This is a genomic window from Novosphingobium sp. B1, from assembly GCF_900176395.1.
In the GTDB taxonomy this organism is placed as follows: domain Bacteria; phylum Pseudomonadota; class Alphaproteobacteria; order Sphingomonadales; family Sphingomonadaceae; genus Novosphingobium.
Genome location: NZ_FWXL01000043.1, coordinates 1 through 11183 on the forward strand (window position 1 = coordinate 1; position 11183 = coordinate 11183).

Annotated in this window: 8 protein-coding genes and 1 tRNA gene; 5 read left to right on the forward strand and 4 right to left on the reverse strand. The window is 55.0% G+C overall.

Going from position 1 to position 11183, the window contains the following annotated elements; genetic code table 11:
* Positions 1–59: 59 nt before the first annotated feature.
* The 3 genes from B9A23_RS21630 to B9A23_RS21640 form a co-directional block, all read right to left on the reverse strand.
* The gene (locus B9A23_RS21630) at positions 60–362 is read right to left on the reverse strand and encodes a transposase (protein ID WP_084281458.1); all 303 of its coding nucleotides are present in this window, start codon (positions 360–362) and stop codon (positions 60–62) included.
* A gap of 487 nt (positions 363–849) precedes the next feature.
* On the reverse strand, positions 850–1347 hold the full coding sequence (locus tag B9A23_RS21635) for a hypothetical protein (RefSeq protein WP_139797643.1): 498 nt from the start codon (positions 1345–1347) through the stop codon (positions 850–852).
* 473 nt (positions 1348–1820) lie between these two features.
* Positions 1821–1905: transfer RNA gene (locus tag B9A23_RS21640), tRNA-Leu, on the reverse strand.
* A gap of 141 nt (positions 1906–2046) precedes the next feature.
* Between B9A23_RS21640 and B9A23_RS23585 the strand changes: the two genes are divergently transcribed.
* From B9A23_RS23585 to B9A23_RS21665, 5 genes are all read left to right on the forward strand, one after another.
* Complete coding sequence (locus B9A23_RS23585) at positions 2047–2364, forward strand: LuxR C-terminal-related transcriptional regulator (protein WP_084281462.1); 318 nt, start codon at positions 2047–2049, stop codon at positions 2362–2364.
* A 279-nt stretch (positions 2365–2643) separates the two neighbouring features.
* Entirely contained in the window at positions 2644–3813 is a 1170-nt protein-coding gene (locus B9A23_RS21650) for an AAA family ATPase (protein ID WP_254895242.1), read from the forward strand.
* Positions 3810–4829 carry a ParB/RepB/Spo0J family partition protein gene (locus B9A23_RS21655; protein ID WP_084281468.1) on the forward strand — a complete coding sequence of 340 codons (1020 nt, stop codon included), beginning with the start codon at positions 3810–3812 and terminating at the stop codon, positions 4827–4829. Before B9A23_RS21650 ends, B9A23_RS21655 begins: the two co-directional genes overlap by 4 nt.
* A gap of 171 nt (positions 4830–5000) precedes the next feature.
* On the forward strand, positions 5001–6269 hold the full coding sequence (locus B9A23_RS21660) for a replication initiator protein A (protein WP_084281470.1): 1269 nt from the start codon (positions 5001–5003) through the stop codon (positions 6267–6269).
* Between the two features lie 3193 nt (positions 6270–9462).
* Positions 9463–10575, forward strand: a complete 1113-nt coding sequence (locus B9A23_RS21665; RefSeq protein WP_254895241.1) for a tyrosine-type recombinase/integrase — start codon at positions 9463–9465, stop codon at positions 10573–10575.
* 68 nt (positions 10576–10643) lie between these two features.
* On the opposite strand, the gene B9A23_RS21670 is transcribed toward B9A23_RS21665, so the two are convergent.
* Positions 10644–10988 (reverse strand): hypothetical protein, encoded by a 345-nt coding sequence (locus tag B9A23_RS21670; protein ID WP_084281474.1) that lies wholly within the window; start codon positions 10986–10988, stop codon positions 10644–10646.
* Positions 10989–11183 lie beyond the last annotated feature (195 nt).

Sequence of the window (11183 nt, forward strand, 5' to 3'; positions counted from 1 at the left end):
AGCTCATTCGGTATGGCAGGTTCTTTGCGTCGTGACATAGTGGGACTCCTTGTTGCCCATTATGCCCGGCCACACACGGAAATCCTGACAGTCCCCAGAGCCCCCCTTAGAAACTCCAATTCGAGCGCTTGCCTGCCTACCAGGCTTTCGAGGGCGGCGATCCGCGCCTCGTACTGCTGGACAAGGTCTGCGGCGCGGGCGTCATCGTCGAACGCACCGCCCTCGTACTTCTCGATCCAGACGCTGATCAGCTGGCGTGAAAGATCGTGACGCTTGGCCAGACCATGCAGCGTCTCGCCGCCGAGGTATTCCTCGACGACCTGCCGCTTGAACTCCAAACTGTGTGATCGATGTCTCGGCATAGGCTCTTCTCCAAGAGCCCGACCCCACGGTCAATTCATCCCTTGCTACCTGTCCGACCCCAGGGGCCCACTCCACCCTCCTTTACGCCGACCGTCACATTCACCCATCCGATAACCCTCCCGTTCAACCAAGCCAGCACTATAGCGTCTGAGAGTTCGAGAATGGCCTCAGCCAGCCTTTCAGGAACGCTACGCGTCTGGTCAGCAGCAAGGTGAGTGCACATCACTCTCAGGGTTTTACGTGTGCCTGTCCTCATACCACATGATCGTTCGGACGCTCACACCTCTGGTCTATGTAATAGATAGGCAGAGGTAGACCAATGTCGTCCAACTGCTCTCCGTCACCTTCGGTGATGCCTCGCGCCGGATCATCGTCCTCAAAATCTGGATCACCACCGACAGCAGGGAGATAGTTCACCACAGCTCGCGCGAGGTCCTTAAGTTCGTAACGCAGGCGCGGCTTGTCTGGCCGCGCCCGTCATCTCACTCAGTAGGGAATCGCTTCATTTGTGAATGCTTGGACAATCTGGCCCGGCAGCATGACCGCCGAGCGACCACTAACCAACATCGAACCGAAGACTGCGGCCACCGTGTTGCCTTTGCCTTCTTGGCGGTGCGTACCGCGCATCGCGTAGGATTTGCCGTTGAGCATGATCTTATCGAACGAAAGCTCGAACTTGCCCGACTTACCCCCGATGGCTTTGCCGGTTTTGAACGTGACGGTGCTTTCCACCTTTGAGCCCCGTGGAATTACTGTCACACCGTTATCGACCACGTCAGTGGTCACGAAGAATTGAAACTTTTGACCGACTTCGATCTTCTTGGACGAGATCTCGGTATCGGATGCGATCTGGACCATAGTGCTGGCAGGCAAAGCGCGTGCTGCCGGAACTGCAGCACCTGGTGCCGTAGCGGCTTCTTGCGCGATGGCGGGAACGGCCATCGCGGCCAGCGCGATGCTAGCTGCAGCAAATATTTGATTCATGATGTTCCCCTCCTTTTGTGGTGGTGAGGGTCTGGCCTAACAGCGGTGTCAGCGAAAGTGCTAAGCCTCACATTTTGCTGCCAATCTGGTGAAATACTAACAGGATTTCTTAGCTCAATCGCGCAACCAGATTGCGCTCGACGCATATTATGTACTGCCGCAGGAAGTGACGGAGCCCCCTCATTCGACGCCGTCGCGATACTCGCAAGTGATGCCACTTTCCTCGCCTGCATTTCCTAGACGATCGGGCGCAATTCCTCAGAGCGCTTAAGAGCGTGGGCACGTACCGTCTCGATGGCGCTACCATTGCCTTTGTCGGCGCATTGCAGGGCGTGTTACGTCCATCACGCCGGTGAGCATATCGATTCAGTGATTAGCGCAATCGAGACCAATCTTCCTGATGCGATTACACCAAATGCATATACGCCATCTGGCAACGAGGTGACAGGAGCGGTCTGAGTTCTTGAATTTATTGGTGCGGACGGCGGGACTCGAACCCGCACGAGCATAGCTCAGGGGATTTTAAGTCCCCGGCGTCTACCATTCCGCCACGTCCGCCGCGCCATTTGCCGATGCCAGACAGCCTCCTACCGCGCAAGGTGTGCTACGCCTTTATAAAAATGTTCGTTTGACGCAAATTGCCACTTAAGCCACAGCTTTGATCGCGCGATAGGAGCTTGCACAGATGGTCCTGCTACCTTGAACGGCCAAACCCTCCTCGATCGATATGACGAGTTGACGCCTCAGCAAAGGGCCGTCTTTGACCTTATGATGGAAGGGCTAACGTCTGGCGAAATAGCTTCCCGCATGGGTCTCAGCTCGCGCACCATCGAACATCACCGGTGGCAAGCTTTGAAACGACTTGGAGTTACACGCTCGCTTGGTGCGGCCACGCTCATTCTGCAGGCAAAGGTCCAGCGTCTAGAGCGTGAGAATGCCGTACTGCGCCAGCTCTTGCATGATTTAGAGCTAGAGGTCGCAAATATTCCCATGGCTCGCGAGAGCCACCAATCTTAGTGAGGTTCTCGGCGTACTAGGACCGTCACCTACATCTGCGGGGTCTCCTGGCTACAGAAACGTTGGGATAAGCTGCTTGCGCATCGGACGTTGGTATGTCGCCAGTGTAGTGGCACGGACGCATGGATTAGCGATGGGTTTCCCCTCTGGCCCCATTTCAGAAGCCAGGTTTGACTTCAGGCTCGAAATCGGCACATAGAACGCTAACTGAGCAGCTTTAAGTTTGGCGATTCACCCAAAGGGCTCCGAATGTCGTACACTGTGAACACACTTCGCAACATGACCAGATCGTGCGAAATGATGCGGGACAGGGTCAAAGCTGTCGTCTTTAAGCCCGAAGACCGCAAAGTGCTCGACATCACCTTCGGTCCGACTGCGGCTGCCGAGTTGCTCGGAAGAACTCCTGAAGCCCTTGCGAAAGCCGAGAGAGAAGGCCGCTTGTCGCCGCCAAAGCAGCTGGGCAACGGGAGGCGTTTCTATACGCTCGAGGATCTGACTCAGATACGAACTGCGTTAAACATTCGCCCGGGCAAGCTGGCCTCCGAAGACGCTGTGGTCGTGGCCGTCCAGAACTTTAAAGGTGGCGTAGGAAAAAGCACGATAACCAAGCACTTCGCAGATTTTCTGGCTCTACAAGGTTACAATGTATTGGTGATCGACTGCGACCCTCAGGCTTCAACCACTACCATGTTCGACATTCAGCCTGAGACTCTCATCGACGAAGAAGAAACTCTTGGAAATTTTCTTTCTCCACGAAGCACCTTCGACGACTTCAGAAAGTCGATCCACGATACAGCATGGCCGACCATCAAAATCGTCCCATCGAGCTTGGGCTTGCAGGATGCTGAGTGGGACCTGACAGCAACCCTTCGCGAGGGGGGCCAGGCTGTACGCGAAGGCCTACAGCGACTGAGGATCGGGATTGAGAGCGTCAAAAAGGATTTCGACGTCATTCTCCTGGATCCGCCGCCTGCCATGGGTTTTCTTGGCCTGAATGTGATGGCGGCAGCGACTGGAATGCTTATCCCTGTTCCTGCGAGACAGCTCGATTACCTTTCGACAATCCATTTCATGGACACCATCGCGGAAAACATCGAGATTCTCGAAGAGAACGGCACCCCAGTAGACTACGGTTTTATTAGAATAGTTTGTTCGGCTTACTCGCCGAGTAAGCCCGGCGAGGCTGATATGTGGAAGATGATGAAGGCAACCTACGCCAACTTCCTTTTAAATCAGCCCATCTTGGCTTCCGAAGAAATCAAGAATGCGACCCAAGCATTTCGTTCAATTTACGAAAGCAAGCCTTCGGCTGCGCATTCGACTTACAACAGGTGCCGAGATAATCTAAATTCAGTGTTTGGAGAGGTTTTAAGCGAAATCCAGGAGCAGTGGCCATCGAAGAGCGTATCCCGCCAGTCAGCTGAGATGGATGGGAGTGTCGCAGCATGAGCCGCCGATCATTGATTGGCGAAGCACTGGCGTCGCCCAACGAAGCACCCCTCCCCTCCCCCGCGCCCAGCAGCGCCGAACCAGCTCAATCGCGAAACTTTACCACGCGCCGGCTTGATGGCTTCACTGAAGCTGCGCGGATGGTGAAGCGACCCACAATTCGCCTCAAGCCAACTGAATGCTCCATTTGGCCGGGAAACGCTCGCGATTACGCACGGCTAACTGAGGACCGCTTGCGTAGCCTCATTGAGTCTATTCAAGCAGAAAACGGCAACAGAATCCCGGTTGTTGTGAGGCGCACCAACAACGCTAAGCAACCCTATGAATTGATTATCGGAACAAGGCGTCATTGGGCAGTCTCATGGCTCAATTCGCATCATTATCCAGATATCGAACTCGTTGCGATCATTGAAGATCTTGACGATGAAGCCGCTTTCCGTTTGGCAGATATCGAGAACCGTGAACGGGAAGATATCTCCGACCTTGAACGTGGACTAAATTACAAGGCCGCTGTTGATGCTTACTATGAGGGGCTGCAGGCGCGTCTAGCAGAGCGGGTGAAAATCTCTAAGTCGACGTTGGCTCGATATATTGGGCTGACTGAGATCCCGCCCGGTGTAGTAAGCGCATTTGCATCTCCAATGGACCTGCAGGTGCGGCACGGCGACAAGCTACTGCCAGCCTTGCGAAATCCATCTCTGCGTCCAAAGATGGAGGAGGCGGCCCATCGCATCGCTGCCGAGCAAAGCTTCAGGCAATCTGGTGATGAAGAACCCATAAGTGGGGCCGAAGTTGTTGCTCGCCTAATGAAGGCAATAGCAAGCCGGCAGGGCCGCGCGCAAAAGGCGTCTATCGAAGCGAAGGGTCTGGCGATCGGGACGGTCGAAAAGGACCAATCACGGGCTTTGACAATCACCCTTAGTCCAACAGAATTGTCCCCTGACGATATTCTCGAAGCACTGCGCCCCTTCATCGTGAACGCGAAGATTCTGCAGCGAAAGCTGCAGAAGCAATGAGCGCGGCTGGTTCAAGGTCGTTTTGCAACTCTGAAAAATGCCATTTTTTGCTGATTTTTCAGTTACTTAATCACCATCTCCCACGCGTGGGACAACTAAGTGAGATAGGTTGAAAAGGTGAGCACTGACGATCGGCCTGCCGGCGCTCCCGGGCGCCGTGTACAATTCGAGATGTTTTTCACGCTGCCCGATTTCAGCGATGTTTCCTTGCGTGACTATCAGGAAACCATGCAGAGGCCTTTCTTTAGCCTCTCCAAGAAGAAGCGCCTCAAGCCGATCGAGTATCTCAGTCCTGATAAATCTGTGACAGTCCATGTGTCTGCGAACCCAGCCTATGGCATGGCAACGATCTGGGACGCAGACATCATGATCTATCTGGCATCGCACCTGAATGAGTTGCGGGAGCGCGGCGAGAATGACCTTTCACCGACGATCAGAGTGCAACCTGGCGACCTCCTTAAACGCATATGTTGGGGCGTAAGCGGTCGCGCCTATGAACGATTGGTAGGTGCGCTTGATCGTCTGCAAGCGACCACGATAAAGACGAACATTCGTGCCAACTCGAAAACCCGTGAGACGACGTTTTCATGGATCGACAGCTACACACACCTTGTTGACGAGCGCACACAAAGATCGCTCGGGATGGAGATCACGCTGTCAAAGTGGTTTTTCGATGGGGTTATGGACAAGCGGAACGTTCTAGCGATTTCGCCCCTCTACTTCGAGATAACCAGCGGGCTTGGAAAATGGTTATATAGGGCTGCGCGAAAGCATGCCGGAGGAAATGGCCGTGATGGTTTCACGATTGGCTTCGAGACTCTTCATCAGAAGAGCGGAAGCGAAAGTTCTCTGCCATCATTCAAGAATAAGATTCTGGAGTTAGCGCGCTCTAACAGCCTTCCGGACATCAATCTTGAGGTTCTTGGAGCGGAAACCCCTCGCCCCAAACTGCGCATGGTCATGCGCAAGCATTTAGAAAGCCTCACCCCCGACGATCCGTTAACAAGGCCTGTCACTACCTCGCGTACTCGGCAATCAGCAGTGCCCGCCCTCCCCCCCTCCCCCGCTCAAGGGCTTAAATCTCCGGCGAGAGATCTTCCGCCTGAACCTAAGGCTGAGGACTTTGTGACAGCCGCTGACATTCGCGGGCTCCTATCGCGAACAACAGCAGGCCTTCACGCCGATGGTCCGAAGCGTGGTAAGACGCCTCCAGCAACGGCAACCAGGCAGACCCCCAGAGCCCGTGATGTGCTTGGAACTGAGGTCTACGAGACGATCAAGGCTGATTGCCCTGGTTGGGACCTTGACGCCCTCATGGCACAGTTCGACTCCTTCCTGGATCGCAACCCTGGCGAGCTTCCGCGTAACTACGCCAAACGCTTCCATGGGTTTGTGCGCAAACACCATGAGCGAAATAAGTACTCTTTGCCGGGAATGTGACCGGGCGAACGATCCCAGTTTTACCCACTTTCAATTCGCCGGTAAGCGCTCCAACGTGTTTTCAGAAAGCAAGGCGATCGTTGCTCTCGACCGCCTTGCTCATAGGTCATCATTGCCAAACTTTCAGGGCTAGTAGTCTTATTGAGAGTGCGCCCCCCTGCCCTTCCCCAGTTTGCCCGTGCATAGTCGCAGGAAGCATGATCCTCCTTTACCGCCTCAGCATTCGTGGAGCGTCGAGCGTTTCCCATGGAATAGCGCAGACACGGTGTCCGCCTTCGGGCGCTGAAGCAAGAAACTCAGAAGCAGTTGCTCGGACACTCGGCTCGCTCCGCCAATGGAGATTGTACCGAAGCTTGTGCTTAACAGGTTAGAGCACACAACTCTGATCGGTTATGGGTCAGCCTAGCCATTTGAGACCGGGGAGTTCAGCTGCGAATTGAACTGCCATACATCTCGCACATCATCACCTGGCCTGCGGTAGTTTGTCACCTCAAAGACCCGGCCGTACGGTGTTTGATAACGGGTGTTTGAACAGGGATCAGTCACGAGCCTCATAACTCTACATGAGCAGCATCAAGCCGAGCGACCGCAGAGCAGTTGAACGCTTTGACAAAGACTAGAGGTACTATGAAACGGGCGATTCAGAGGCCTTGCACCAAATGTATGGCGACCGGGCAGGGGCAGGGGCAGGGGCAGGGGCAGGGGCAGGGTACCATACTTAAACGCTAGTCAAGTGAGCCGTCGTTCTTGCCACCTTCCTGAAAACACGTTCTCCAAGAACGCACATTCCCAAAAACACGTTGAGACTGAGCCGGTCCGACGGAAGCCGCCCATAAGTTAGGAATGCAGCGCCTGAATACGAATCGAAACCCGAACCGAGCAAAAATCTCGGGTCGATCTGAGATCCATCTGGAAGCGAAAATGCACCGAAAGCTGAGCTTCGTGTTTTTAGATCGCCATCAACGTGTTTTTGGAATCAGCCCTGCGTGTTATTGGAGAGGCACGCACGTGCTATCAGATTCTTTCCACAGTCAGCGACTCGCGTGAAACCCGGAACTTCAAGGGTGCTGGCGCGGGCTTAACTTTATAACTTAAGAATCTAAATCACCTAACGCCAACGCCTGCGGCGGATTCTTGATACTTGATTCTAGAAAAAGAGAATACGGCAACTCTCCGCACCAGTATCTCCGGAAGCGCTTTCACGCGCTGGCCAGCTACGAAGCCATAGAGCGAGGTATCGTGCGGCCAAACTTAACCGAAGCCTTCCAGGATGCCCAAGGTCCATGATGAGCAAAGCAGCTCCTGCCTTCTTTCACGACGCGAAGCTAATTTTAGTCCATGATAAAAGCCCACGTGACGGGGCAGTTGAAATTCTACCATGCCATCGCGCTCGCACGATGCCTGCATGCAACTAGGTAGACCACACTCTAGGGATCGACGGCTTGCTGGCCATTGGCGTGACCGGAAACCTAACGTCTGACCAATGCTAAACCCATCGATACGCATCCTGCAGCATGCACAATCTACGTTCGTATGAAAGCTTTCGACGATAGGTCGGCACTATGATTTCGGCAGGCTTCCTGTCGAAATGATGCGCCGACCTCTCACCAGTTAATTTAAGGTGCAAAGTTCGTTGTCCGGGGGCTTGCCAACAACGCCTCTGGCGGAACAAACAGGGAAATAGCGTTATTTTCCCTCCAGAAGCCCGTACAGGGCTTATAGAGCCTCGGTGTACAGATGCCTATCCGAAGGTGCTCTTTCGCGCTCTACGAGGCTCTGACGAGCCCGAGTTTAAGGCGGGGAGGAATAGGAATTGATGGCGTCGATTTGGCTTATTGTCAGTTGCATAAGGTTTTTGATGAAAGTTTTCGCGAAGCTTCAAAACGACAAGATTTTGCAGTTGCAGGCTGGTCCGTGACTTCACTGATGAACTTCCAGCCTTAGGGCTCTATGGACTATTTGCACCGTATTTTTGGGTCGTAAACATTTATCAGTCGGGTATTCGATTATTTGGTGCCAATTCGAACGTTTGGAATGCCATTTGTGATGAGACCGGCAGATTCAAGTTGGGCTATTATTTTCCCGGCTCCAGCCTTTGTTGCCGCAAGTCCACGAGATATCTGCGCTGCCGTTAGCCCCCCGAGAGCAGTCATCAGAAGCCATGCGTCATAAGCTCTCGAGTTTGACTGCAGGTTGCCACATCTCGATGTAAATGCCTCTCGAGCGTGAAGCATTGCAGCAATATCGTCTGCTGCCCGAGCTAGAGTCCGCGACAAAGACTTATGGATTGAGTCACGACGCTCTGACGTTGACCAGTCTGACCGAAAAGCTCGCCGATTGACTATGCCGGGCAAGAAGAGGCCGCCTTCCGAAATGCCAAAGCTTTTGCTTTGGGTGACAGCGAGAAGATTTAACGCCCAGCAAGGCGTGGAAGCAGTTGCGCTTAATGCGTCTTCCTCGTTTCCATCCGAGTACCGCAATCTGTCCACAATTGCGCAGAGGCGTTGCAACGGGTCCTCAGGTAGGCGTGGTTCGGATAGCCACTTTTTTGCGGTCTCGAGAACGCTGTGGCTTCCTGCCACCACAGCTTCGCTCTGCTTTGCTTCCTCAGATAACGGTCGGATCGCCATCGTCCGAACAAGCGCGACTGCATCGCCCATGGGTGAGGTGCGAGAGGGCAGGGCGATCTCGACAAGTTTCAGAAACGCATCTCGCTCGGTTGCGCACTCGGCACCGGCAAGGCACTGGCCCAGGGAGATGCTACGATCCTCGCGATACTGCTGCCAGGCCCGTTCGAGATTCCGAAGAGCAAGGCAAGCCTTCAGCTCAGTTGGGAAAAGTGCATTCGATGCCATCACTACGCGCACGAGCGCATCAAGTTGGCCTTGAAGGAACGCAATTTCGTTCTTGGCGCGAGCATGGGGCAGGGGAGGACTCCCGCTTATGGTAGAGCTTCCTGCTTACTCCAGCCAATTGTGTATCACAAGGGAGAGTTTACCGATGGAGGTGATTGGTATCCTATCATATACAGTTTCATACTACGGATTTGCCATAATCTAATATTATGGTAAATTCGTGATTGCCGATATCACTGGTTTCGGGCAGAGAATGACCGTGAGACCGCCTTCTGCCACTATCAATCGAGCTGAGTGCCATGCTTGCTGAGCCGCATCCTCGCTCAGCGGTCGAATTGGTGCTTCGTGGCTACGCCTCGCTGATCAATACCCGCCGCGCTTCCCCGCTATCGCTTGAGGCGGCGGTTGCTGCGATGGCGCCGGCAACGCGCTCGGCCATCACCGCTGACCTCAAGTGCTTTCTCAAGTGGTGTGGCGAACAGCGGCCTGTCGCGATCGCAGTTCCGGCAAGCCCTGAAACGCTTGTGCACTATTTGCGCTGGCTCGATGCCGGCCCTGCTGCGGGGGCAGGGGGCGGAGCCAAGCCCGCAACGCTCGCCCGTCGGCTCGCCAGCATTGCTCGCGTTCACCGGGTGCTCGGCTTTGGCGAAACCGAGGCCTTGCCCACTCAAGCCGGCATGGTTCGCGACACGCTGAAGGGCATTCGCCGAGCTCGTTCAACGCGACAGGCTCAGGCTGCACCGCTGCGTCTTGGTATGGCAATGAATGAAGGGGAGGTGGCACCAGCAGGCATAACTGTCAGCGCACTGATCGCAGCCTGCGGCCGTGATCTGCCGGGCTTGCGCGACGCCTCGATGATCTCGTTGGCCTACGACGCCGGGCTTCGCGTGTCGGAGCTGGTAGCCATTGAGGCCGAAGATATGTCACGCGTGAGTGACGGAACCGGACGCTTGCGCATTCGCCGTTCTAAGACCGACCAAGAGGGGGAGGGGGCTCTTGCCTGGCTGTCTGCTGAAACCATGCAACGGATACGCGATTGGCTGGACGCGAGCAGCACCGCGCAGGGCGTCGTATTCAGGCGCATCAACACATTGAGCCATCGAGGCAAGGCAGGGCTAGCTCACGAAATCCGGCATTTTGTCGGTCGTAACTCGCTCAGCCGACAGGGTGTCGTTGCAATTCTGCGCAAGCGAGCTCTCGACGCGATCGATGCAGGCCTCGTGGAGATTCCGCCAGGCGAAGAGGTCGAGACGATCAAGGCGATTAGCGCGCATTCGTTTAGAGTGGGGCTGACGCAAGATCTGTTTGCGGCTGGGGAAGATGGTGCAGGGATCGCGCTGGCTCTGCGCTGGTCGTCCCCCACGACAGCCCTGCGCTACGCGCGAGAGTTGGCTGTAGGCAGCAATGCTGCCGCCAGAGTGCTGGCAAGGAGGCGGCAATCAGGCGAGTAGGTACCGAGCCAGCTAATGTCGCCCATGCCTTACTTCTGGTGTTGTCGGGCGCAGTGTAGGCGATTTTTCTAATCAGCAGCACAACGACTAGCAAGGGCGCTTAATTCCTCAAGCAAGGCACTGTCTAACTTTTTGAAGTTAAAGCATGTCTTACCCTGTTTGCGCTTGGCCAGCGCCGGCGAAATATCTGCGGCGAGGTCTGGTTCGAAGTAGAGCCGTATGAGGTGAAACGCTACGTAGCCCTTCTTGATCGAGATCGTTCCGAACCAGCCGGGCTGCTTTGTCTTCGGATCGATACCCGGTGTCCGCAGCTCAAGTCCGCCCGGTTCGTCCCGATTAATGGTCATCGCCGGAGCAGCCTCAAGCATGATCCCGCGCAGTCGAGCATACACATCGCCAAAATCGTCAGCCAAGGCGTGTCCTTTCGCAAAGGATCATAACATAGCGCGGATGCATAGAAAGCCGTCCTGCCGTCATTGACTCTGAAACATCAGAAGGCGGAGTCGTCAATGCGTAAGCGATGTCCTGAGCCCACCTTGCGCGGGTGATACGGAGCGCCGAGTGTCCGCGCCCTGATTGTCGAGGGGCGCTGGTGCTATGACGATGTC

What these genes read in the sequence shown, in the direction of transcription:
- B9A23_RS21630 (WP_084281458.1), bottom strand. Translation starts at nt 362, where the DNA reads ATGCCGAGACATCGATCACACAGTTTGGAGTTCAAGCGGCAGGTCGTC.
- B9A23_RS21635 (WP_139797643.1), bottom strand. Translation starts at nt 1,347, where the DNA reads ATGAATCAAATATTTGCTGCAGCTAGCATCGCGCTGGCCGCGATGGCC.
- B9A23_RS21650 (WP_254895242.1), top strand. Translation starts at nt 2,644, where the DNA reads ATGACCAGATCGTGCGAAATGATGCGGGACAGGGTCAAAGCTGTCGTC.
- B9A23_RS21655 (WP_084281468.1), top strand. Translation starts at nt 3,810, where the DNA reads ATGAGCCGCCGATCATTGATTGGCGAAGCACTGGCGTCGCCCAACGAA.
- B9A23_RS21660 (WP_084281470.1), top strand. Translation starts at nt 5,001, where the DNA reads ATGTTTTTCACGCTGCCCGATTTCAGCGATGTTTCCTTGCGTGACTAT.